The sequence below is a fragment of the Bacillus sp. EA-CB0995 genome (assembly GCF_055814245.1).
The window spans coordinates 865,394-889,226 of the sequence record NZ_CP169269.1 but is presented as its reverse complement, the minus strand read 5'-3'; the positions used below and the strand labels follow the sequence as shown (position 1 = coordinate 889,226).

The following is a 23,833-nucleotide window of genomic DNA, read 5'->3' as shown; positions in this document are numbered from 1 at the left end:
TTGCACATTTCCTTCATCTCTTTTAACAAAGTGATACTTCCATTTTTATGACGAAAAAATGAAATCCGCACATCGTTATTTTTTCTTTTCCGCTCAAAAAATTCCTCCTCTGTCCACTCACATATAGGCATTTACCCACATACATTAAAGTAGATGTATTTTTAGGAGGTGTCATAAATTGCGAAAAGTTCTAGCGTGTTTTTTAATTGTCTTCCTTACTGCCTTTACGTTTGTTGCGTGTAATAAAAAAGAAGAAAGTACAAAAGTAGAGAAAGTACGCGTTGGTGAGGTGACACATTCATTATTTTATGCTCCGTTATATGTCGCTATGGAAAAAGGATTTTTAAAGATGAAGGGTTAGACATTGATTTGCAAACAACTGCTGGCGGCGATAAAACGATGACAGCTTTATTATCAAATGGCATCGATATTGCCCTTGTCGGTTCAGAAACATCTATTTATGTTTATGCGCAAGGGGCAAAAGACCCTGTCATTAACTTTGCGCAATTAACACAGACAGACGGAACATTCCTCGTTTCTCGTAAAAAATTGGAGTCTTTTAATTGGAGTGATGTGAAAGGTACAACTTTCCTCGGTCAACGTAAAGGCGGTATGCCGCAAATGGTTGGCGAATACGTACTGAAAAAGCACGGAATTGATCCACATAAAGATACAAATTTAATTCAAAATATCGAGTTTGCAAATATTGCGAATGCCTTTGCTTCTGGAACAGGTGATTTCGTACAGCTCTTTGAACCAACTGCTAGTATTCTCGAGAAAGAAGGAAAAGGCTACATCGTTGCTTCATTTGGCGTTGAATCTGGAACTGTTCCGTATACAACCTTTATGGCAAAAGAAAGCTTCTTAAAGAAAGATAAGGCAACTGCTGAGAAATTTACACGCGCTATTTATAAGGCGCAGCAATGGGTTGATACACATAGCCCCGAAGAAATTGCAAAAGCTGTTGAACCGCGCTTTAAAGATACATCAAAAGATATTATGGTGAAAGTTATCGATCGTTACAAACAGCAACATTCGTACGCAACGAATCCATTGTTAGATGAAGCAGAGTGGAAACAACTGCAAAGTATTATGAAAGAAGCTGGCGAATTACCGAAAGAAGTGCAACATAAAGATTTAGTGAACACATCCATTGCAGAAAGTGTTATTAAGAAATAGAGGACCATGCAATGAACTTTCTACAGCTTTCTAACGTATCCCATTGCTTCTTCTCAAAAGACAATGCCAGCCTTGTCTTATCCAATATTTCCTTAACAATCGAGGAAGGGGAGTTTATCTCCTTCCTTGGCCCTAGCGGCTGTGGTAAAACAACACTACTTTCCATTATTTCGGGCTTACTGCAGCCAATTGAAGGAACTGTTTTTCTCGACGGAGAATGTGTGACAAAACCAACATCCTCCATCGGTTATATGCTTCAGCAAGATTACTTGTTTCCATGGAAAACGATTGAAGATAACATCTCAGTCGGCTTACGCATTACAAAAGAATACACATCAAAAACGAAACAACACGCCTTGCAGCTATTAGAACAAGTCGGTCTGCAAGGGGTTGAAAAACAATATCCGCATGAATTATCAGGGGGAATGCGCCAGCGCGCTGCTCTCGTTCGGACACTCGCAACAAACCCGAAAATATTATTACTAGACGAACCATTCTCTGCACTCGATTACCAAACAAAATTAAAATTAGAAGAACTCGTTTTTTCCATTTTAAAAGAATATAAGAAAACATCGCTTCTCGTTACACACGACATCGAAGAGGCTATTGCAATGAGCGATCGCATTTACTTACTGCAAGCCAAACCAGGCCGCATCGCCAAAGCCTTTTCTGTTCCAGAAAACATTCGCTCCCTTTCACCATTTGAAGCGCGTCAGCATCCCGATTTCCCTTCATTCTTCCAGTTAATATGGAAGGAGTTGGAACACCTTGGATAATATAAAAGAAATTCACCAAGACTTTCGAAAACGAGAAATAAAACGGACACTTGCTGTACGAACATTGCAGCTATTCATTCTCTTCCTCTTTTTCGCATTGTGGGAAGTCGCTAGCCGAAACCAGTGGATTGATCCATTATTATTTAGTTCACCTTCTAGCATTCTTCACTTACTCATTACAAAATGGCAAGACAATTCCCTTTGGCCGCACATTTATACAACGCTCTTTGAAACGTGCCTTGGCTTTATACTCGGAACATTTCTTGGTACGTGCATTGCAACCTTCCTTTGGTGGAGCCCTTTCATTGCCCGTGTACTCGATCCATACCTTGTCGTCTTAAATGCAATGCCAAAGGTCGCGCTCGGTCCGATTATTATCGTCATCTTCGGTCCGAATATCTCATCTGCAGTGGCGATGGGTGTCATCATTTCCATCATCGTTACCATTCTCGTCATTTACAGTGCCTTTCAAGAAGTGGACGCCAATTATTTGAAAGTCATGCAAACCTTTGGCGCAAACAAATGGCAATGTTATAAACAAGTCATCTTACCAGCATCGTTCCCAGCCATCATTTCTACATTAAAAGTAAACGTCGGTCTCTCTTGGGTTGGGGTTATTTTTGGGGAACTGCTCATTTCAAAAGAAGGACTTGGCTATTTAATTAGCTACGGCTTTCAAGTCTTTAACTTTACGCTCGTTTTGCTTAGCGTACTTCTCACATGTATTCTCGCAACACTTATGTATGTGCTTGTTGCAGGATTTGAAAAGTTCATTACGCGTACGAAAAAAGCAACCTAACAATGTATAGGTTGCTTTTCATATTAGTCACGAATAACTTTTGTTCCTGCAATAAAATCATGAATAGAACGTTTATCTTTTCGCAGTGCTACCATAAATGCACTTACGATAAATCCAATACCAATTGTAAGTGTATATACAATTCCACCTAATAGGTAGCGTTTTAACGTAGTCCAAATCGTAATTTTCTTTCCATCAATACGTACAATTCGAATATCTAATGCTTTCTTACCTACTGTAAACCCTGCCCATAAGACAGGAACAATTAGATAGTATAACGTTTCTAAAATACCTATTATATTATCTGATTTCTCCTTAGACATATCTAACCACATAAAAATTACAAGAAAAGGAACTAACACTAGTCCATCTAAAAAATTAGCTCCAAATCGTCTCCAAAATCCTGCTAGTTGTTGATTCATATTATCTTCTCCATTCTCTTGTGTATTTTATACAAATCTCTCTTTAGATTTTGGATGTATTTATAGATTCTCTTTTCTTGTCTAAACACCCTATCACAAATTTGAATGCTTTTATCAAACGTAAATGAATTAAAAGCGATACTCATGCTTAGACAAAAGAATTCGCATCTCCTCTATATATCACATCCAAAAACTATAACCTTCACAGTATAACAAATTTCGAGGTAACTCGACATTTTATTTTCGTATTATTCACGAATTATAATGTTATACTTATCCCCAATCTCACATCAACGAACAGTACTCACCAATTAAAATTTCATTAACATTTCCACAAGTGGTATTTTAAAAGCACCTAAGAAGATAGGAATGATAAGTGCAAAAACAAGAAATATCCCTTGAACTATCCGCTTTTTCCAGTGAGATTCAGATGCAAATTTTTGATAAAAATAACAAAAAAGAATAGCTGAAAATAAGAATAAGTAGCCAATCAAAGGAGGATACAATTGTGACATTACTATAGGGGGATATTCAGCATTTGGAGCGTCCAAAAACATAGAAACACCGAATACAATTAACAAAAATATCCCCAAGTTAATCATATGAAAAGATCCAATCAATAGAATTACTATTAAAATAAATTTGTTTTTTAATAGATTAGTTAAACTATTATTCATAACTCATGCATTCTCTTCCTTTTGTATAATGTCTTTATCCTGTTTTTCATCCTACGCCTCTTCTACTTCCTCCGAAATTTGCTGTAACCCTGACAGCACTTCTGCTCTCATCTTCACAAGCTCTGGAAATTGATAAAAGAAAGCAATCTTTTGATACTTTAATTCTTGTGATTCTTTCACTTTGCTAGAATCTTGTAAAATGAACGCGGTAAATGTATCAGCAATGTCTTCTGCGACATTCGTTGTTGCATATTCAGAAACAAACTTGTCTTCATGCTCTTTAAAAAATTGCACTTGTGCTTCTAAATCTGTCTCTACTTTTTTCTCTTTCCATTCACTTTCAAGCGTTTTCCAAAACTGCTCATAAAATTGGTTCACATACGAATCTTTCTTTGTACAGCCTTCTGTTAAAAACAGTGCTGTACATTTTGTTTCGTATGCGGAGATATCTTTTTCTTCTGTAACAGCTTTTATATACTTCGCATCTACAGGAATTTGCGTTTTGTTCAACGTTAAAACGTGAGCAGTTTCATGAATTAACGTTTTCATCACTTCGTTTATATTTATGTTAGAATCTAACGCATCTAAACTTATTATCCAGTCTTCAGGATTTTCTGCATTTTGCATAACATGAGCAACAATATTATCGTATCCGTCCGTTACAATATCGAATTCTTTAATATCCTCTCTATATTTTGCTGGAATTAAGAGGCTGTACATGTCCCATAGCGTTTGATGATAATCCATATCTTCATGAGATGCGATCACTTCTTTACTTGCATCTTTATCATCAGCAAATACTTTATATAATCTCTTTTTATCTAACTCTTCAAAATATGGATCTGTTAATTCATCATTATCAATATAATAAGAGGCTAAAAAGAAGTAACGGTCGTCATCTTTTCTTTGTTCTTCATAGGCTGTTAATTGTTCTTTATTTTCTATTTCCGTATATGCTTCTAGTTCAGAAATTCCCTGCATTTTTTTATTAATCTTACTAAGGAATGCATCTCCCTTTTTTATACATTCTTCTTTTGTTTTACATACCTCTTGTTCTTCTGCCACATCTGTTGCTTTACTACAGCTACTAATAAAGCAAATGAATATGAGCAAAAATAAAAAATGAATACGGTGTTTCCTCATAACGTCCTCCCTACACTCTATTATGTCATTGAAATCATAATCAATTTTGACAAGATATACAACAGCACGATTTAACTATTATTCACTTGGTAAAAGTAACTTCATTTAATCTGGACGCCGCCGTCCGCTACAACTCCCCTACTAACAGGCAAAAAAACTCGGCTGTTTCGTAAAACAGCCGAGTTTTTTATCTTTTCTATATTCCAGTATTCTCATTCCCATATTGAGTGATTTTTTCTATTCTCCAAATCCCATATGAGAGTAAGCCTCCAATAAGGAAAAACATTGTAATGGCAGTTATCATTAAAGTTAACGCAGCTTACTTCTTTTCTTAGGCTGAATTTTGAGGTGGGGGTATTACTGCCCGCGAATAGCGGGATAAAAAGCAATCCAATATACTTGGATTGCTTTTTACGTGCCTTCGAGGTATCATTCTACATCTACATACGATTTCTCCTCATTCTTCACGTCAAGTACATCAAGCAAGAAGATAAAAATCGGAATCCCAATTATTAATCCCCACACACCAAAAAATTGCTCTGAAAATATAAGGATCATAAACGTATAGAAAATTGGTAAATTCGTTTTTGCAGACATAAATTTTGGATTTAAAAAATAGCTTTCAAACGCATGAATGACTGTAATGAAAATTAAAATGTATACTACATATGTAATTCCACCAATATTATAGGCAATAATACAAAGTGGAAATAGCGAAATGATTACACCTGCAACTGGGATGAGCCCAAGCAAAAAAATCATTACTGCTAATACAAGGAGCTGTGGAAATCCTAAAAGCCAAAGTGCAATAACTGAAAGAATACCATTTACAACAGCGATTAAAAACTGTGCCTCAATAACTTTTCCAAATGAACGTACAAATTTCTGTCCAAAATATGCAATCTCATTGTAAAAAATGCTAAGCTTACTATCTTTGAATTTAGAAGTGAAAGCTATAATACGCTCTTTTTCTAACAAGAAGAATAAACTTAAAATAAGGGAAAGAAACATTTGCAAACTTACTTTTCCAATATTAGCTAAAGACTGATAAATAACATCGACACTTTGTTCAATATACTTTGATACTTCCATCTCTTTAATGGTAGAAATCAAATATTTTATAATTTCATTATCAGGTGGCTGCTTAAAAAACACTTGAAACTGATGAATTAACTGTGAAACTTGAACGGTAATGACCGGTAAATATTTATATAACGTGGTAATAATCAACATAACTAAAACAATGTATAAAAAAGCGATAATCACTTTCCTATTTATCCGTACAAAACGATTAAGCTTTTCAGAAATAAACCTTTGAAAATGATCCATTAAAAACGTAAGAATAAAGGTAATCAATATTAAATTAATCATACTTTTTAACCCATATAATATAAGGGTTAAAATTACTAACACAAGCAACCTTTGAAATCCTTTACTTTGAAAGAAATTTTTTATTTGCATCATTAGGACTCGATCTCCCCCTTCAGTGGATAGAAATTCAATATATTCATGAAAACGTTAATCATTTATCTATTGCTTTCTACCTGCTTTCTTTGTTTTTATTCGTATACAAAAAACACATGTAATATGATATGCGTATGTAGATTAAAAAAGGAAGAATCAATTTTCAGCAGTTATATAATTAATCTACAGAAAAGGAGAAGTGTAGATGAAAAATTATGAGGGGTAGCTGGATTTACGTGTTAGACGTACACCATAAAAATACTTTTCATGATATTGAATTGTCGTATAAAGAGGAAGCAAGATACTCGTTGCAACCCCCATCAAAAGGGCAGATAACTCAATCCAAATCGGTGAAAGAGGCGCTAACATCCCGCAAACAGCTGCGAAGATTGCAACAAGAAGAAAGCCTAACAATGACTCCCGAGTCTTCACTTTTTGGAAAAACGAATGAATGAGGAATGCCCCCGTATACTTAAATGTATAGAAAATAATAAGCGGAAGCCAACCATGCAAGGGAGTGTCATAAGAATTTCCGATAATGGTAAACAAAAAATACGGCAAAAAGATAATTATATTCATGAGAGTGTATGTAAAATAATTAAATTGAATCATATCACAAACCTGTTTTTATATAATATTTTTGAGTCCCCTCTAGCATGAATAAGGAAATACAATCAAAAAAATAAAAAGAAATCGACTGCTCTATTTCGTGAAACAGCCGATTTCTTCTATATGCTGCATTGTGCGCGCTAGTACGTCATCGCGCATAATGAAACTGAAGCGTCTATTCTCTTTAATATCTTCTGGAATATGTGTTAGTAGTACAGATCCCTTCGTTTCCTCATAGTGCGTATGTTGTTCTAATGCACTAATTGTTGCGAAATAAATGTTTTTAATGATTATTTTGTCTTTTCCGGATACTTTATATTGTCCGATATACGTTAAGCTTGATACAATGCCGCCCGTTTCTTCATGAACTTCACGAGCTGCCGCTTCTTCCGGTGTTTCCCCAGCTTCTACTTTTCCACCTGGAAATTCAAGACCCCGGCGCAAATGATGTGTTAATAACCATTGGTTCCCATATCGACACACAACCCAAACGTGCTTTGGTTCTGGAGAAAATGGGTAACGTTCAAACGATAATTGTACAGTGTTATGATAATAATCTTTAAATGTGTACATGCCCTACTCCCCTATTGATGGTTACAAGTTTCTTACCATAAATTGTAGCACATTCTGACTAGTATGACTAATCTTATCCAATCATAACCCATTGATAATCCCCATCTGTGCAATCAATTCTTTCGCTTCCTGATCCCCTAATTCATAAATCATTCGATATGCTTCTTGTAGTTGTTCATCGAACCGATCATTATTGGAATCATTATGATATTCGACAAACGGAACATGTGAGCGCACAAATGCTCCAAGATCTTCACGATATGCTTGATCAAAATATTCTCGGAGCTTAATAATTTCCTCGTCTGTCGCTTGAATCGCAAAACTATATGTATTGGCCGTTTTCACCTGTGAGATTTCACCATTTGCAACTGAAACATAGTATGTTTTCTTATCCATAGAACGTCCCTTCTTTCACCCGCTTTATTTTCTATTGTTTTCATTTTCTTACAAAAATATGTAAAAGAGAGTATATGCAATGATAAAATAAAAAAAGGGGGCCTTTCTATGATGAAAATATTAATTATAGCAGTCATTATTGTGATTGTTGTGTTATTACTCTCAGTATTAACGATTAATAAGGGATATTCTTATAAACATTCAGTAGATTCTGTAGAGGATAATCCGTATCAAGAAGAAAAGGGACAGTAACATGCTGAAAATATTAAGCATTACTTTTTCTATCATCACGCTTTTTTTAGCCGCTTTTGGACTTTTTACAGATAACATTCCATTCATTTTACCTTATATGTTCATCTCTTTAGGACTCATCTTTTTCGTTTCTAGTATTGCAGAATTTCAAAAAAAACAAACATCTGCTGGGATTTTTCTGTTTCTTACTGGTGCATTTGCATTATATATCCCTCTATTACAGTTCCTTCACTAAACGAAACACGATGTGAATACTACGATGCTAAAAATACTTCGCATTCTATTTAATACAATCACTTGCTTTTTACAATATATCGGCGTTATTTTCAATATATCGGCACTTCGACACGATATAAAGTGAAACTTCCATCAGTGACGCTTTTCTCACTGATGGAAAGCTCTCACCAATCGGGCTTTTACGGGCAGTTTTCTTCCCCGCTCTTCTCCAGCCTTTACTGCCCGTTAATGCGGGATAAAGACCTTACGCCACCATTCGACATACATATATTCGCCAATTAAAAAAAGCTGCCTTTCACAGGCAGCTTTCCTTCATCTTATCCAAACACTTTCTCAAGTTCATCTTTATCTTGGCTTAACCAGAAATTCATTAAGCGTTTTGCGCCTTCTAAGTCATGAAGCTTCGCTTGACCGCACTGCGTTTCATTTGCCGCAGGAATTTCTGTAATTTTTACTGCATCTTGCAGTGTTAACTCTAATAAATCAATGATTTCGCGTACTGTTGGCGTACCGCTTACGACAAGATAATATCCTGTTTGGCAGCCCATTGGCGAAATATCAATAATATCAAAATGAGGATAACGATCGATATATTTACGTAAATTAAATGCTAATAAATGTTCTAGCGTATGAATCACATCTGGCTTCATCGCTTGCTTATTTGGTTGGCAAAAACGAATATCAAATTTATTTACAATACCGTCTCTGCCTACTTGATGAACGCCGCAATGTCTTACGTAAGGCGCTTTTACAATTGTATGATCTAATTCAAAGCTTTCTACTGATGGCATATTCATCTCTCCCGCTTTTATTTTAATTCCGTTATATCCAATATGATATAACGGAATTGCGAATTAGTAAAGTATTATGTACAGACCATGCTATAATACTTACAGCATATGCAAGAAAGGAGATCGTTATGAAACGCATTTTCATCGGTATTATTCGCTTTTACCAAACATTCATTTCCCCAATGACGCCGCCAACGTGCCGCTTTCACCCAACGTGTTCTCACTACGGACTAGAAGCGATTCAAACTCACGGCGCATTAAAAGGAAGCTGGCTTACAGTGAAACGAATTTTGAAATGTCACCCGTTTCATCCAGGCGGATTCGATCCTGTACCAGAGAAAAAACAAAAAGAGAATTAACCTTCGTAGCCATTCATAACAACATCTAACTTTCCAGTGTCTGGATGAATAACAAGTCCATGCACAGGCACTTCTGTTGGCATAAGCGGATGGTTGCGAAGTATAGAAACACTATGCTCTACACTTTCTTCTACACTTGAGAATCCACGTAAAAACCTCTCTAAATCGATTCCAGAATAACGAAGTGTGTCCAATTTCTCTTCTGAAACGCCTCGTTCTCTCATCTTTTCAATCGTGCTGCTCGCTTGAATTTTAGCCATACCGCAATCATGGTGACCAACTACACACACTTCATTTGCACCAAGTTCATAAATCGCGACTAAAATGCTACGCATAATACTTCCAAATGGATGTGAAATAACAGCGCCAGCTACTTTAATAATTTTCACATCACCATTACGCATGTTCATCGCTTTTGGTAATAGTTCTACAAGACGTGTATCCATACATGAAATAATAACCATTTTTTTATTCGGAAATTTTCCTGCTTCATATTCTTCATACTTTTTACTTTCAACAAATTCCTGATTATATTTCAAAATCTCTTCTAATGTTCTCATAGTAAAACCCCTCTTTCTTCATATAAATACAAACTAAGTGTATCAAAGAATGAAAAAAACAAAAAATATATTGCTTTATTCTAAAAATACGATTTTTTCAGATAACAGCCATAATTCTTCCATAATTCTCACACAGTTCTGTAACAACTCATCCATACTTTGCTCAAATTTTCACTATAAACTATTTGTAGATAATGAAAAAAGGAGTGAATCTTTATTATGTCCGACGTTCTGTTACTGAGTCGTTTTCAATTTGCAATTACAATCTTTTATCATTTCTTATTTGTACCGTTAACACTCGGACTTGTTATTTTAGTAGCATTTATGGAAACGCAATATGCGCGTACATTGAATCCAACTTACCGTAAAATGGCGAACTTTTGGGGTAAATTATTTACTATTAACTTCGTAATGGGAATTATCACTGGGATTACGATGGAATTCCAATTCGGAACAAACTGGTCTGAGTATTCCAAATACATGGGGGATATTTTTGGATCTCCATTAGCGATAGAAGCACTTGTTGCCTTCTTCTTAGAATCTACTTTCATGGGAATTTGGTTGTTCGGTAAAGATAAAATTTCACCAAAGTTCCGTGCATTCTCTATGTGGATGGTCGCACTTGGAACAAATATTTCCGCACTTTGGATCATTACAGCGGACGGCTTCATGCAAAATCCAGTTGGCTATGTAGTCCGCAATGGCCGTGCTGAATTAACTGACTTTTGGGCACTAGTTACAAATCCATATGCATGGCATATGTTCTTCCATACTGTTATTAGTTGTTATATCGTTGGTGCATTCTTCGTTATGGCGATTAGTGCGTATCACTTACTACGTAAAAATGATGTTGCATTCTTTAAAAAATCATTTAAGTACGGTTTAATATTCGGTTTATTTGCAGCAACTGCAACACCTTTCATCGGTCACGAATCCGGTGCTTTCGCAGCAAAAATGCAGCCGGCTAAAGGTGCGGCAATGGAAGCAGTTTGGGATACTGGAGAAGGAAAACCTTTCTCAATTATTCAAATTCCTGATGTGAAAAATGAGAAAAACTTTGAAGCACTATCAATTCCAAAACTCGGCAGCTTCTTCTATACAAACTCATTTGATGGAAAAATTGTCGGTTTAAAAGATATTCCAAAAGAAGATCGTCCGAACGTAAATCTTGTTTATTACAGTTTCCGTTTAATGGTTGCACTTGGCACATTCTTTATGGCTCTAACATGGTTTGGCTTCTATTTAATGCGCAAAGGAAAACTAGAAAACTCAAAACGTTTCTTAAAAATTACAATGTGGTCCGTATTACTTCCATATGTAGCAATTAATGCAGGTTGGATCGTTACAGAAGCAGGACGTCAGCCTTGGACAGTGTACAAACTGATGCGAACAGCAGAAGCGGTTTCACCAATTGCTGTACCGCAAATTTGGTTCTCTTTAATTAGCTTAGTCTTGTTCTACACTTTACTATTAATTGCTGATGTATATCTCATGTTAAAATTTGCGAAAAAAGGTCCAGCAGCATTAGAAGAAACGAATCAAGGAGGTGCAGCTCATGTCTCATGATACACTTGCAATTATCTGGTTCGGTTTGTGGGGCGTGATTTGGACAGTTTACTTTATTCTCGATGGCTATGCACTCGGTAACGGAATGATTTTCCCATTCGTTACGAAAGATCGCCAAGAACGCAATCAACTACAAGAAGCAATCGGACCGTTCTGGGGCGGTAATGAAGTATGGTTAATTACAGCAGGGGGAGCAACATTTGCTGCTTTCCCATTAACATACGCAAACATGTTCAGCTACTTATACACACCATTATTTTTAGTATTATTCGCTCTGTTCGCTCGTGCAGCAGGATTAGAATTTATGCATAAAGATGATTCACCAGTTTGGCAAACTGTTTGTAAATGGACGTATGCGGTTGGTAGTTTCTTAATTGCTTTCTTATTCGGCGTTACATTCGCTAACCTGTACTACGGACTACAAATTGGTAAACATGGCTATGAAGGAAATTTACTTAGCTTGTTACATCCTTACGGTATTTTAGGCGGCCTCTTCTTCACTGCAATCTTTGTCGTATCCGGTGCACTTTGGGTTATGATTAAAGCAACTGGTGAAGTATCAGATCGCGCTTATAAAATTGCCAAACCATTTTCGATGGCAGCAGCAACCATTCTAGCTATCTTCTACGTCGCAACGGCAAATCTTACAAACTTATTCCAAAACTTTACGGAATATCCTGTACTGTTTATCATCCCGTTACTTGCGATGTTAATGAGTGTCATCGTAATCATTATGGTTTTCAAACGTAAAATTGGTTTAGCGTTCACATTTGTTTGCTTAACAATCGCCATGTTTATGGCAACTGGTTTTGCTGGCATGTTCCCAAGAATGTTGCCATCTCGCATTAACGATGCATACAGCACAACATTATTCCAAGCAGCAGGCAGTGAATTAAACTTAAAAATTATGTTCTTTGTTGCAATAGTCATGGTACCAATTGTTATTGGCTATCAGTTATGGAGCTACACAATCTTTAAAGAGAAAATTCATAAAGACTCTGCAAAAGGATATCACTAAAATGAAAAAGAAGCTTGTTTTTAGCAGGCTTCTTTTTTCATTTTGTCCGTGTTAAATATCCATAAAAAATATAGAGAACTCTTCCTAAATGACGATTAATGTTAATTAATACCAATGAATGTGTTAACATTTATTGAAAATAAAGATTTTTCGGGGGTGCAAAAAATAGATATTAAGACTCGAACAATTATAACTCTTTTAGGTAGTTTCCTATTATTTGCTTTTGGCACATTTAGAATAATTACAGGGTCACTATCATCAACATCCTTGTTCGTAGCTTATGTATTCACTATCACTGGTTTTATTGGCACAACAGCTAATGGTTCAAAGCTGAGAAAAATGAGGTAAAAATAAAATGACTTTTTTCAAAGGAGATGCTAATACCTTGAAAGATAATTTCATAACGCTCTTGCATTTGATTACAAACCTTGAGATAGATGGTCGATTTATTTTAGGGGTAGATGGATTAAGCCGTTCTGGCAAAACAACACTTGTGAGAAAACTTAGCGAGGCTGCAAAAGAAAAGAATATCCCTTTCTATGTCTTTCATATTGATGACCACATTGTTGAACGTAAAAAACGTTACAATACTGGCCATGAAGAATGGTATGAATATTATCATTTACAATGGGATATTACTTGGTTACGTGATCACTTTTTCGATAAACTCAAGTTTTCAAGTGAACTTATTCTCCCCTTTTATGATAACGAATCTGATACACAAAGTATAAAGAACATAAAACTTCCTAATACTTGTGTAATTGTAATAGAAGGTGTTTTTCTTCAACGTAAAGAGTGGAGAAGTTTCTATGATTATGTAGTTTATTTGGACTGCCCGCGAAATAAGAGATTTCTTCGTGAAAGTGAACATACGCAACAAAACATTTCTAAGTTTCAAAATAGATATTGGAAAGCAGAAGAATTTTATATAAACACGGAATTCCCTACAAACATTGCCGATTTAGTTTTACAGGGACAATATTAAACTACTAAGAAACATGAAAAAACGCATGGATCATTTCTCCATGCGTTTTTATATGTTATCTAGGAATCTCTGTGCTACTTATTCACCACATGCTTCATATCAGGGCTACAAGCATTGGACTGACATGATTTATTAATGGAGCACGCTGCACATTTCCTTTTTTACTTCTCTTTACAAAGTTAATTAACGTATATCCAGCATATCCAAAAACGACAGCTCCAATTAAAATATTGACTATCATTATGATACATCTCCTTCTAGAATCCCATCATAGATCCAACTTGGTATACAATTAGTGTTAATACATACGCAACAATAAGCGGATAAACAACAGAGAAGATAGTCCACTTGACAGATCCCGTTTCACGACGAATGACCGCAACTGTTGCTAAACATGGTACATATAATAAGATAAAGAACATAAATGCATATGCTGATAATGCTGTAAAATGAGCTCCGATTATGTTTCCTAATACATCTTCTTTCACAGAATAAATAATCGCCATTGCGGAAACAACAACCTCTTTTGCTAAAAATCCTGTTAATAGTGATGCAGCTGCTTGCCATGTTCCAAAACCAAGCGGTGCTAGAATTGGAGCCAAGACGCCGCCAATCATTGCTAGGAAACTATCTCCCATATCTACACCAAATCCAGATGGACCAGCATAGTTTAATAACCAAATGACAACAGAACCACCAAAGATAAATGTACCTGCTTTACGTACAAATCCTTTTCCTTTTTCCCATGTACTGCGCCATAACGTTTTTGCTTGCGGTACGCGATAAGGCGGAAGTTCAATTACAAAAATAGATTTTTCTTGCTTTAAAACCGTAACAGACATAATTTTTGTAACGACTAGTGCAAGGACAATACCAATGACATATAAAGAGAACACAACAATCGCTTGGCTATGCGGGAAAAAGACTCCCGCAAACAATGCATATACAGGTAGACGTGCTGAACACGACATAAATGGCGTCACTAAAATCGTAAGCAACCTCTCTTTATCCTGTTCAATCGTTCTTGCGGCCATAATGCCTGGTACGTTACAACCAAAACCGATGATCATTGGAATAAATGCTTTCCCATTTAGCCCAAAAAACTCCATAATACGATCCATTACAACGGCAATACGCGCCATATATCCAGAGTCTTCCAATAATGAAATAAAGAAGAACAATACAAAAATTTGCGGAACAAATACTATAACTCCACCGACACCAGCAATCACGCCATCTGTAATAAGCGCTCGAATAAACTCAGATGCCCCCATATTAGTTAGAGCTGTCGTTACCCAATCTGTGAACGGACCGCCGACAAATGCATCAAGTTGATCAGATAGAGGTGTCCCAATCCACGTAAATGTAACCTGAAAAATGAAATACATGATCCCTAAAAAGATCGGAAGTCCCCAGATTTTATGTGTAATTAATTTATCAATTCGTTCAGAAAAAGGAATGCTTCCTTCTTTCTCATGACGAAGTACACTTGCTTTTAACTTTTCGATATACGCTGCACGTGCTCCGTGCATATGCTGTTCCAGCGTTCCGTCTAATTCTGCTTCTAATGCAGAGCGAATCGCTACAATTTCTTTATATACATGTAATTGACTCAATTCTTTTTCTACCACTTCGTTATTTCCTAAGAATTGAAGTGCAAGCCATCTTGAATGTTCATAATTCGCTTGTTGCAATTTATCCATAACTTGTTGAATTCCTGCATCTACCTTTTCACCATAAGAAAAAATAAATGGCTTCTGTTCTACGCGATCACTTTCGTGAAGAGAAGCTAACAATTCCTCACAGCCTTTTCCGCTCCTCGCAATAACCGGAATAACTGTTACACCTAGCATTTCAGCTAGTTTCTTCACATCAATGATAATTCCACGCTGCCTGGCAACATCTATCATGTTTAAACCAATTGAGAGCGGCTTACCAAATTCTAATAATTGCAAAGTTAAATGCATATTACGCTCGAATTGAGAAGCGTCTACAATGTTTAACATATGATGAAATTCGTCAGTTAATAGGAATTGTGTAACAACCCCTTCATCACGTGAAACAGGGTTTAAATCATATACCCCTGGTAAGTCTATTAAAGTTCCCTTCTTATCTTTCAACTTACCAATCTTTTTTCTACAGTTACTCCGCTCCAGTTCCCTACATATTCATAAGAACCAGTAAGCGCATTAAATAATGATGTTTTCCCCGTATTTGGATTCCCTAGTAAAGCAACCTTATTCACGTTAATTCCACCTTTATCATTTTCGCATCACAATGGCGAATAGAGATTAATTGCCCGCGGCATTCTAATGTACACGGACCATTAAACATTGCCTTTTGTTTTACACAAAGTTCGCATCCTTCAGCAAATCCAAATGAAGCTAAACGACGTTTTAACAATTTATCAAGAGATTGTAAATCTTTCACACGTACTTTTTCATCTATATTCATATCAACTAAGTTCATAATTTATCCCCCTCAGACGATAACGATAATTATTATCAATGATAATTGTACCATGAATTTTTTAAAAAACTATACAATATTGTGTGAATTTATCACTATTTTTGTACGGTTTTATCATTTTTATCTTACATAACATAGCTATGCTAAAATTATATTTGTAATTATTATCCATTTTTATTACAATAATATTAACAATCTAAGAATCTCGTTATCACAGGGGGAGCCGCGTCGCTGAGAGGGAACACATCGTTCCGACCCTTTGAACCTGTTAGTTAATGCTAACGCAGGAATTGTGCAAACGTATATACATAAATAGTTATTTGTAACTTGTATATTTCAATATCCCCCTATGATAGTGATTCTTTTTTTGTAACTTGGATGTAGGGGGATTTATACATGCATAATACAAATTTACAAGCGATGATAGAGGCAGCGATTCTTGCAGCATTTGCGTTAGTCATCGATATTTTACCACTATCTATTAAACTTCCAGGCGGTGGTTCTATCTCATTTGCTATGATTCCAATTTTTATTGTCGCTTACCGCTGGGGATTTAAAGCTAGTTTCTTAAGTGGTCTCGTTTGGGGATTACTACAAATTGTCGTAGGAGATGCATACATTTTAACGCCTGTACAAGCGTTTATTGAATACTTCATTGCATTTGCTTTTATCGGTTTTGCTGGATTATTTCATACACCAATCCAACAAGCACTTGCCAATAGACAAAAAACAAAAGCAATTATGTATATCATTATCGCTACACTTATTGGCAGCCTAGCTCGTTACTTCTGGCACTTTATTGCCGGCGTTGTTTTCTTTGGTCAATATGCACCAAAAGGACAGTCAGCTGTTTTATATTCCTTCATCGTAAATGGCAGCACAATGATTGGTTCTTTCGCATTATGTGCAATTTTACTTGTTATTTTATTTACAACAGCACCGCGCTTATTTACAAGCGTGAATATGAATTATACAAACAAAAAAAAGATTGCTTAAATAGCAATCTTTTTTTGTGCCTCAGTTTCCCATGTTACTTTCCTAATGTGAATCTATGTGTCTTACCATTTCAGGAGTTTGAGAATGGAGTGTGTCTATCTCTCTCGGCTGCTCTCGTTTATTTTTACCGTTATGCTTATGAATCCAAGATTTCATCTCATTCCATAAAACAACTCTATGCATATCATACCCTATGTGCTGCTTCTTTATATTCTCTTTATAGCTACCATTCCATTTGTGCCACACAACTTTATCATGTGAATCTACCCATACTTCTTGTCGATCAACTACAGTTTTACAGCCTTCATTATTAGCTAACATAATCGCATCATTCTCTAATAATAAAGATAGAGCCGCCGAGTGCCTCTCCATTCCCCTACTCCTTTCTGTTTTAGTGCCTGCCTTTTTTCCCTAAAATGTGTGTGCCTTACACATATGTAGTGTATACAAAAAAATCAGTACAAACTATCGATTTACCTTACAAAAAACCTTACAATTTTGTAAGGTAATAATAATAAATGATTATATATAAATATATAAAATTCAATTACATATAAATAATACGCGTACTTTGATTGATAGTACTCTCTCATGAAGTAGCTTGTATAATTTAGAAACAAAGTGCAGGAAATGCAATGATTATTAGTATCGTAAAAAATTCAAAGCATCTGTACATACAATCGAATGCATATCCTGGTTGCTATTACCCGTTCTTTCGTCTTGATAATCGATCTGGCAATTGAATATTTATTGCTAGTTTACGAATGAAACCCGCTACTAAACCAAGTCCAATGAAAATATAAAAAATAGTAAAGAGCTTTCCAAAGTCTGTTTTTGGACTAAAATCGCCATACCCAACTGTCGTTAATGTGACAACACTAAAATATAAAGCATCAATTACGCGCATTTTTTCTACCGTACTATAAAAAATAGTTCCTGTCATAAGAGTTCCAGCCGTTAATACAAATAACACTTGAAATTCTTTATCTTTCCACGCTCTAAAAAAAGCTTCTAACATTCTTTTTAAAGTAAGTAAAAATGAAATCATATGACTCTCCTTTTCTATTCAGTTCATTTAATCAATGGAAAGTCTATCACTTTTCTACGCATAAAAAAAGTAGCATTTCTACTTTAAAGAAAATGCTACTTAAATAAGTAAATAACACATTTACTTTACCTTGTTTAAGTATCGATAGATGGTTGCTTCTGATGCTTTTAAATGTTTAGCAACTTCACTTACGCCGCCTTTAAGTAAAAATACCCCTTTATCATTAAGTTTTTTTATCACTTCCATTTTTTCATCAGGAGACATTCTCTCAGGCGAAACTTCGTATTCTAACAAAACTCCTGTAATAAGTGATGAAAGAAGACTATCAAGATTTTCTTCTAAGTTCTCAGAAAGGTCTAATTCAAGATTAGGATGTGACTTCTCTACATCTTCATTCAAGCTAGTATTACTCATAATCATACTGTCTAACCAGTCTCTTGCTTTTATCATATTACTAATATCAATGTTCACACACAGCATTCCAATTATGCTATTGTGTTCATCTTTAATGAAATAGCTTGATGAACGAAACGTTTGATTATTTTTTGAGTTCCCTTTGTAATTGGAAATAAAATGTTTATCTATGTATTTTTTTCTTGTAGAATTTTTAAAGCTAGGTCTGTTAAATGTCCACCAACTTTTCTTCCACTAAGATGTCCATTAGCAACCTCAATTATAGATTCGTCTGGATTCGTAACATCATGCAAAACAACTTCGCAATTTTCTCCAATTACATCTGCAATGAAATGAACAAGAGGAATATACTGCTTTAACTTTTCTTTATTTTCCATTGATATCGCACCTTTTTTAGAAGATATGAAGAAAGTATACATTTTCGCATCAACATTTTTCTTTGCTTTCTTCCTTTCATACTATCATACTACTACACAATGCCTCTCTAAAGATAAAGTGAAACTTCCATCAGTGGGGGTTTTCTTCATCCCCCACTGATGGTTAGTTGAACCAATCGGGCTTTTACGGGCAGTTATCCCCCACCTATCTTCTTCGCTTCTCTCAATCTTGAGGTGGGGGTCTTACTGCCCGTTAATGCGGGATAACGAGGCGGATCCCACCCAATTTTTCTCATTTTTTACTTTCTATATGTAAATTTATCAACAAAAAATTCTTATTGCAATGAGAATTTTTTAATATTTTAAAGAATTTTTAAAATATTTGTTGAATTAAGAAAAAGAAAGAATTAAAATAAAATCACGTTATAAGAAATTATTATAGTTATGAGAAAAAATTATCACAGGAGGTTTTTTGGATGAATGCGGTTATTTCTACTCAACATGCACCTGGTGCAATTGGTCCTTATTCACAAGCGATGAAAGCGGGGAATTTTATCTTTACTTCGGGACAACTGCCGATTGACCCTAAAAACGGAGAAATGCCTGAAACAATTGAAAACCAGACAAAACAGTCATTAGAGAATGTCAAAGCCATCCTAGAAGAAGCAGGAAGCGATTTAAGTAAAGTTGTTAAAACAACTGTGTTTTTAAAAGATATGAATCATTTTGCACAAATGAATGAAGTTTACAGTACTTACTTTACAGAAAATTGTCCTGCTCGAAGTGCCGTGCAAGTAGCACGATTACCAAAAGATGCACTTGTTGAAATTGAAGTTATTGCAACTTTATAAAGTTTTTCATACCAAAATATACAGTTCAATATAATTATATTGCTTTATATAAGGAAAAATTGAATATTAAAAATGAAAAATGAGATGCCATTCCCTTATTATTAAATGATTAAAAGACTTAATCTTCATAGTGAGGGAGTGATAAATTTCGGATCCAATGAAAGCGTTATCTTTTTAAAAATCAACCTCTGAGGGGGAAAAGGATGGATACTTCAAAAAAAATAAGTGGTTTGCACTTGTGGTACTAATTTTAGGCGGAGGAACAATTTTTAAACTTCCGTTTTTAAAAGATGCTTTTTATATTCCCATGATGGAGTATTTTCACTTATCTCATACCCAAATAGGTGTAATCTTATCTATTTATGGGATTATCCAAGCATTCGGTTATATCGCATCGATGTATATAGTAGACAGGTTTTCTAAGAAAAAATCATACCGTTTAGCTTAATTGGTGTTGGATTATCAGGATTATATTTAACAACATTTCCTGGTTATTATGGTGTTTTAACCGTTTGGATTATTTTCGCTTTATTTGCAGAGACTGCTTACTGGCCTGCTTTAATAAAAGCTGTAAGGTTATTAGGAGATAAAGACGAACAAGGTAGAGTGTTTGGATTCCTTGAAGCAGGAAGAGGAGTAGTTGATACGATCGTTGCTTTTTCTGCCCTTGCAATTTTTAGTTGGTTAGGATCAGGAGCAGCTGGCTTTAAAGGTGCAATTATCTTCCTTGCAGCAACAGCAATTGTTATTGGTATCATTTCTTATTTCTTAGTAGAAGACGACATAATTAAAGATACAGACGAACATGGTAACAAAATTAACAAAAATAAGGCTGCACTAGAAGGTGCTTTACAAGCAGTAAAGATGCCTGAAGTATGGGCGGTATCATTCACTATATTCTCTGTGTATTCCGTCTATATAGGTTTAACATATTTTATTCCGTTTTTAAAAGAGATCTATGGTATGCCTGTTGCACTAGTAGGTGCTTATGGAATTATTAATCAATACGCTTTAAAAATGCTTGGAGGTCCACTAGGAGGATTCTTAGCTGATAAAAAATTCAAGTCTCCATCTAAATATTTAAGAGTTGCTTTTATAGCCGCAATTATTGGGATGACTATTTTTATCTTCTTACCTCATGAGACGATGAATGTATATACTGGAATGATCTTTACACTTGGTTTTGGCACGATTATTTTTACTCAAAGAGCAGTATTTTTTGCTCCTATTGATGAGGTGGGAATTCCAAGAGAAATCAGTGGTGCATCTGTTTCCATTGCTTGCTTAATAGGATATGCACCTTCGATGTTTGCATTTTCTCTATATGGAAGCATGTTAGATAGAACACCAGGAATGGACGGTTATAAGCATGTATTTTTAACAATGATTGCTTTTTCCGTACTTGGTTTGATTATTAGCAGTTATTTAGTGCGAATTGTTAAGAAGAAAAATGAGTTAGCGAAAAATGAGGCAAGTTCAATTTCAAGTGAAGCATGAGATTGATAACAAATAGATAAGAACGGTGAGGATATTATGAAAATTGGATTAGAAACAGAAAGCTATCATTTATTTTTTCACAACAACCGCATGGATATTTTTGATTTTATAAGAAAAACAGCTGAACTCGGATTGGACGGGGTACAAATCAATATTATTACAAATGAGGCAGACAAGAATTTACATCCAGAGTGGGGCGTACTTGGCGGGAACGAACCTGATCACTTAAAAAAGGTTCGAGATGAAATTCAAAAGTATGGTTTATATGCTGAAATTGATACAAGAGGTACAGATATAGAGCATTTAACAAAAGTAATAGACATTGCAAATCAAATTGGTGCAGATGTCATTCGTACTTACGTTATAGGAAAATATGATGCTGAGAAGATGGCTAAAGCTGCTGAAGATCTCAAACAAATCGTACCATTGTTAAAACAATATCGAATTAAAATTGGATTGGAAAATCATGAAGAAGAAACAACAGCTGAGATAATTAAAGTTATTAAGGAAGTAAACAGCCCTTGGATCGGGGCACATTGTGACATTGGAAATGGAATGATGGCATGGGAAGATCCAGTTGAAGCAGTGAGAAATTTAGCCCCATATGCCTACACAACTCATTTTAAAGACCATATTATCATTCATGATGGGGAAGATCATATAGTTTGCGGGATTCCAGTAGGAAATGGAAATATCGATTTGGAGGAATGTTTTAAAATATTAGTGAATGAATCGACACTAACGAGAATCAATATAGAAATGTGTTTTCCATACGTAGCTCCATTTACACGTCCAAAAGGAACTGGAGGAGTATTTGAAGTCGGAGACGGAGCATTCAAAGTAGAAAAACCTCCATATGATTTACATGTCATTAAGCCGTCAGATTACTATTATCCTCCTGAACATCTATTAGAAAAAATGCTTGAAGATCAAGAAAAAGGTGTTCAACAATCTGTAAAATATGTACTAGCTTTAAGAGAAAAATATTGCATGCAAAAAAATTACAACGAAATAACTAGATAATTTCCACCTATGTTAGTGAAAAATGAGGCAAGTTCAATTTTAAATGAAGCATGAGATTCATAACAGGAAAATAAGAAAGGTGAGGATATTATGAAAATTGGATTAGAAACAGAAAGCTATCATTTATTTTTTCACAACAACCGCATGGATATTTTTGATTTTATAAGAAAAACAGCTGAACTCGGATTGGACGGGGTTCAAATCAATATTATTACAAATGAGGCAGACAAGAATTTACATCCAGAGTGGGGTGTGCTTGGCGGGAACGATCCTGATCACTTGAAAAAGGTTCGAGAAGCAATTCAAAAATATGGTTTATATGCTGAAATTGATACAAGAGGTACAGATATAGAGCATTTGACAAAAGTGATAGACATTGCCAATCAAATTGGTGCAGATGTCATCCGGACTTACGTTTGTGTAGGGGAATACGATGCTGAAAAGATGGCTAAAGCTCCTGAAGATCTCAAACAAGTCGTACCATTATTAAAAAAGTATCGTATTAAACTTGGAGTCGAAAACCACGAAGAAGAAACAACAGCTGAGGTAATTAAAATTATTAAGGAAGTGAACAGCCCTTGGGTTGGGGCACATTGTGATTTAGGAAATGGAATGATGGCATGGGAAGATCCAGTTGAAGCAGTAAGAAAGTTAGCTCCGTATGCCTACACAACTCATTTTAAAGATCATATTGTCATTCATGACGGTGAAGACCATATAGTTTGCGGGGTTCCAGCAGGAACTGGAAATATCGATTTGGAAGAATGTTTTAAAATCCTTGTGAATGAATCAACACTAACGAGAATCAATGTAGAAATGTGTTTTCCATACGTAGCTCCATTTAAACGTCCAAAAGGAACTGGGGGAGTATATGAAGTCGGTGAAGGAGCATTCAAAGTAGAAAATCCTCCATATGACTTACATGTTATTAAGCCGGCAGATTACTATTATCCTCCTGAACATCTATTAGAAAAAATGCTTGAAGATCAAGAAAAAGGTGTTCAACAATCTGTAGGATATGTACTAGCTTTAAGAGAAAAATATTGTAGACAAAAAAATTTCAATGAGATAACTAGTTAATTTCCACCTATATATGTACAAGTATTCTCTACATTCTTAAGTCGTATCATTTATCATTTTTAATAGCCTGTAAAGCAGTCTTAAGGCTGCTTTACAGATTATAGAGAAGTCCTTTTTTCTATATAATCATTTTATTTCTTCGCTACTAACTTCCTTTCCCTAATCTACAATATACTCCCTTAATTTTCTATATTTTTATTTAAAAGTAAATCCTCCTTCTCTTTTTTGACTTTTTTGTATGAATCCTTTACAGTCAAACTGTTCATAAGTTT

General features: G+C 35.2%; 27 protein-coding genes, 4 pseudogenes and 1 riboswitch. Of the genes and pseudogenes, 15 read left to right on the top strand and 16 right to left on the bottom strand.

Annotated elements, in window-relative coordinates; genetic code table 11:
- The first annotated feature begins 178 nt into the window (after positions 1-178).
- The 3 genes and pseudogenes from ACEWFJ_RS04765 to ACEWFJ_RS04755 all read left to right on the top strand — a co-directional run bounded on the left by ACEWFJ_RS04765 (position 179) and on the right by ACEWFJ_RS04755 (position 2,754).
- Positions 179-1,179 (top strand): annotated as a pseudogene (locus tag ACEWFJ_RS04765) (ABC transporter substrate-binding protein).
- Positions 1,180-1,190: 11 nt separating this feature from the next.
- Positions 1,191-1,955: an ABC transporter ATP-binding protein gene (locus ACEWFJ_RS04760; protein WP_473690719.1), complete on the top strand. Its 765-nt coding sequence runs from the start codon at positions 1,191-1,193 to the stop codon at positions 1,953-1,955.
- Positions 1,948-2,754 carry an ABC transporter permease gene (locus tag ACEWFJ_RS04755; protein ID WP_098306581.1) on the top strand — a complete coding sequence of 269 codons (807 nt, stop codon included), beginning with the start codon at positions 1,948-1,950 and terminating at the stop codon, positions 2,752-2,754. The genes ACEWFJ_RS04760 and ACEWFJ_RS04755 overlap by 8 nt, the downstream gene beginning before the upstream one ends.
- Positions 2,755-2,777: 23 nt before the next feature.
- Here the strand turns inward: ACEWFJ_RS04755 and ACEWFJ_RS04750 are convergent, their stop codons facing one another.
- The 7 genes from ACEWFJ_RS04750 to ACEWFJ_RS04720 form a co-directional block, all read right to left on the bottom strand.
- A complete protein-coding gene (locus ACEWFJ_RS04750) occupies positions 2,778-3,176 on the bottom strand; it encodes an RDD family protein (protein ID WP_473690717.1) in 399 nt (132 codons plus the stop codon).
- 311 nt (positions 3,177-3,487) lie between these two features.
- Positions 3,488-3,853: a hypothetical protein gene (locus ACEWFJ_RS04745; RefSeq protein ID WP_098306577.1), complete on the bottom strand. Its 366-nt coding sequence runs from the start codon at positions 3,851-3,853 to the stop codon at positions 3,488-3,490.
- A 51-nt stretch (positions 3,854-3,904) separates the two neighbouring features.
- On the bottom strand, positions 3,905-4,996 hold the full coding sequence (locus ACEWFJ_RS04740; protein ID WP_473690715.1) for a recombinase family protein: 1,092 nt from the start codon (positions 4,994-4,996) through the stop codon (positions 3,905-3,907).
- 429 nt (positions 4,997-5,425) lie between these two features.
- On the bottom strand, positions 5,426-6,460 hold the full coding sequence (locus ACEWFJ_RS04735; protein WP_473690713.1) for an AI-2E family transporter: 1,035 nt from the start codon (positions 6,458-6,460) through the stop codon (positions 5,426-5,428).
- 213 nt (positions 6,461-6,673) lie between these two features.
- Positions 6,674-7,072 (bottom strand): hypothetical protein, encoded by a 399-nt coding sequence (locus ACEWFJ_RS04730; protein WP_473690711.1) that lies wholly within the window; start codon positions 7,070-7,072, stop codon positions 6,674-6,676.
- A gap of 90 nt (positions 7,073-7,162) precedes the next feature.
- Positions 7,163-7,642, bottom strand: coding sequence for an RNA deprotection pyrophosphohydrolase (gene ytkD, locus ACEWFJ_RS04725; RefSeq protein WP_473690709.1), 480 nt, complete (start codon positions 7,640-7,642; stop codon positions 7,163-7,165).
- An 81-nt stretch (positions 7,643-7,723) separates the two neighbouring features.
- Entirely contained in the window at positions 7,724-8,038 is a 315-nt protein-coding gene (locus tag ACEWFJ_RS04720) for a hydrolase (protein WP_230576083.1), read from the bottom strand.
- A gap of 108 nt (positions 8,039-8,146) precedes the next feature.
- On the opposite strand from ACEWFJ_RS04720, the gene ytzI reads away from it, so the two are divergent.
- Positions 8,147-8,290, top strand: a complete 144-nt coding sequence (gene ytzI, locus ACEWFJ_RS04715; protein ID WP_429709682.1) for a YtzI protein — start codon at positions 8,147-8,149, stop codon at positions 8,288-8,290.
- Between the two features lies 1 nt (position 8,291).
- Positions 8,292-8,525, top strand: a complete 234-nt coding sequence (locus ACEWFJ_RS04710) for a DUF3953 domain-containing protein (RefSeq protein ID WP_473690707.1) — start codon at positions 8,292-8,294, stop codon at positions 8,523-8,525.
- A gap of 319 nt (positions 8,526-8,844) precedes the next feature.
- Here ACEWFJ_RS04710 and luxS read toward each other — a convergent pair whose 3' ends face one another.
- Complete coding sequence (gene luxS / locus ACEWFJ_RS04705; RefSeq protein ID WP_429709684.1) at positions 8,845-9,318, bottom strand: S-ribosylhomocysteine lyase LuxS; 474 nt, start codon at positions 9,316-9,318, stop codon at positions 8,845-8,847.
- A 128-nt stretch (positions 9,319-9,446) separates the two neighbouring features.
- On the opposite strand from luxS, the gene yidD reads away from it, so the two are divergent.
- A complete protein-coding gene (gene yidD / locus ACEWFJ_RS04700) occupies positions 9,447-9,677 on the top strand; it encodes a membrane protein insertion efficiency factor YidD (RefSeq protein ID WP_230576080.1) in 231 nt (76 codons plus the stop codon).
- Here yidD and ACEWFJ_RS04695 read toward each other — a convergent pair.
- Positions 9,674-10,237 carry a beta-class carbonic anhydrase gene (locus tag ACEWFJ_RS04695; RefSeq protein WP_429716321.1) on the bottom strand — a complete coding sequence of 188 codons (564 nt, stop codon included), beginning with the start codon at positions 10,235-10,237 and terminating at the stop codon, positions 9,674-9,676. The genes yidD and ACEWFJ_RS04695 overlap by 4 nt on opposite strands.
- 219 nt (positions 10,238-10,456) lie before the next feature.
- Between ACEWFJ_RS04695 and ACEWFJ_RS04690 the strand changes: the two genes are divergently transcribed.
- From ACEWFJ_RS04690 to ACEWFJ_RS04680, 3 genes are all read left to right on the top strand, one after another.
- A complete protein-coding gene (locus ACEWFJ_RS04690; protein WP_429716320.1) occupies positions 10,457-11,803 on the top strand; it encodes a cytochrome ubiquinol oxidase subunit I in 1,347 nt (448 codons plus the stop codon).
- Positions 11,793-12,821, top strand: a complete 1,029-nt coding sequence (gene cydB, locus ACEWFJ_RS04685) for a cytochrome d ubiquinol oxidase subunit II (protein WP_473690704.1) — start codon at positions 11,793-11,795, stop codon at positions 12,819-12,821. The genes ACEWFJ_RS04690 and cydB overlap by 11 nt, the downstream gene beginning before the upstream one ends.
- A 355-nt stretch (positions 12,822-13,176) precedes the next feature.
- On the top strand, positions 13,177-13,806 hold the full coding sequence (locus ACEWFJ_RS04680; protein WP_473690702.1) for a kinase: 630 nt from the start codon (positions 13,177-13,179) through the stop codon (positions 13,804-13,806).
- Positions 13,807-13,880: 74 nt separating this feature from the next.
- On the opposite strand, the pseudogene ACEWFJ_RS04675 reads toward ACEWFJ_RS04680, so the two are convergent.
- The 3 genes and pseudogenes from ACEWFJ_RS04675 to ACEWFJ_RS04665 form a co-directional block, all read right to left on the bottom strand.
- Positions 13,881-14,047: pseudogene (locus tag ACEWFJ_RS04675) on the bottom strand (FeoB-associated Cys-rich membrane protein).
- Between the two features lie 16 nt (positions 14,048-14,063).
- Positions 14,064-16,051, bottom strand: a pseudogene (feoB, locus tag ACEWFJ_RS04670) (ferrous iron transport protein B).
- A complete protein-coding gene (locus tag ACEWFJ_RS04665) occupies positions 16,048-16,275 on the bottom strand; it encodes a FeoA family protein (protein WP_429716315.1) in 228 nt (75 codons plus the stop codon). The pseudogene feoB and the gene ACEWFJ_RS04665 overlap by 4 nt, the downstream one beginning before the upstream one ends.
- Positions 16,276-16,481: 206 nt before the next feature.
- Positions 16,482-16,583, top strand: a riboswitch (TPP riboswitch).
- Between the two features lie 88 nt (positions 16,584-16,671).
- On the opposite strand from ACEWFJ_RS04665, the gene thiT reads away from it, so the two are divergent.
- Positions 16,672-17,271 (top strand): energy-coupled thiamine transporter ThiT, encoded by a 600-nt coding sequence (thiT, locus tag ACEWFJ_RS04660; RefSeq protein ID WP_473690700.1) that lies wholly within the window; start codon positions 16,672-16,674, stop codon positions 17,269-17,271.
- A gap of 42 nt (positions 17,272-17,313) precedes the next feature.
- On the opposite strand, the gene ACEWFJ_RS04655 is transcribed toward thiT, so the two are convergent.
- From ACEWFJ_RS04655 to ACEWFJ_RS04640, 4 genes and pseudogenes are all read right to left on the bottom strand, one after another.
- Positions 17,314-17,643, bottom strand: coding sequence for a hypothetical protein (locus ACEWFJ_RS04655; RefSeq protein WP_473690698.1), 330 nt, complete (start codon positions 17,641-17,643; stop codon positions 17,314-17,316).
- A 331-nt stretch (positions 17,644-17,974) separates the two neighbouring features.
- Positions 17,975-18,319 (bottom strand): potassium channel family protein, encoded by a 345-nt coding sequence (locus tag ACEWFJ_RS04650; protein ID WP_429709694.1) that lies wholly within the window; start codon positions 18,317-18,319, stop codon positions 17,975-17,977.
- Between the two features lie 120 nt (positions 18,320-18,439).
- Positions 18,440-18,790 carry a helix-turn-helix domain-containing protein gene (locus ACEWFJ_RS04645; protein WP_473692351.1) on the bottom strand — a complete coding sequence of 117 codons (351 nt, stop codon included), beginning with the start codon at positions 18,788-18,790 and terminating at the stop codon, positions 18,440-18,442.
- 24 nt (positions 18,791-18,814) lie between these two features.
- Positions 18,815-19,110, bottom strand: a pseudogene (locus ACEWFJ_RS04640) (PAS domain-containing protein); the annotation flags it as partial.
- Positions 19,111-19,586: 476 nt separating this feature from the next.
- Between ACEWFJ_RS04640 and ACEWFJ_RS04635 the strand changes: the two are divergent.
- From ACEWFJ_RS04635 to ACEWFJ_RS04615, 5 genes are all read left to right on the top strand, one after another.
- Positions 19,587-19,961: a RidA family protein gene (locus ACEWFJ_RS04635; RefSeq protein WP_429712418.1), complete on the top strand. Its 375-nt coding sequence runs from the start codon at positions 19,587-19,589 to the stop codon at positions 19,959-19,961.
- 238 nt (positions 19,962-20,199) lie between these two features.
- Complete coding sequence (locus ACEWFJ_RS04630; protein ID WP_473690695.1) at positions 20,200-20,409, top strand: hypothetical protein; 210 nt, start codon at positions 20,200-20,202, stop codon at positions 20,407-20,409.
- Positions 20,391-21,458: an MFS transporter gene (locus tag ACEWFJ_RS04625; protein ID WP_473692349.1), complete on the top strand. Its 1,068-nt coding sequence runs from the start codon at positions 20,391-20,393 to the stop codon at positions 21,456-21,458. The genes ACEWFJ_RS04630 and ACEWFJ_RS04625 overlap by 19 nt, the downstream gene beginning before the upstream one ends.
- Positions 21,459-21,494: 36 nt before the next feature.
- Positions 21,495-22,481, top strand: a complete 987-nt coding sequence (locus ACEWFJ_RS04620; RefSeq protein WP_473690693.1) for a sugar phosphate isomerase/epimerase family protein — start codon at positions 21,495-21,497, stop codon at positions 22,479-22,481.
- Between the two features lie 90 nt (positions 22,482-22,571).
- Positions 22,572-23,561: a sugar phosphate isomerase/epimerase family protein gene (locus tag ACEWFJ_RS04615; RefSeq protein WP_473690691.1), complete on the top strand. Its 990-nt coding sequence runs from the start codon at positions 22,572-22,574 to the stop codon at positions 23,559-23,561.
- The last annotated feature ends 272 nt before the right edge of the window (positions 23,562-23,833 follow it).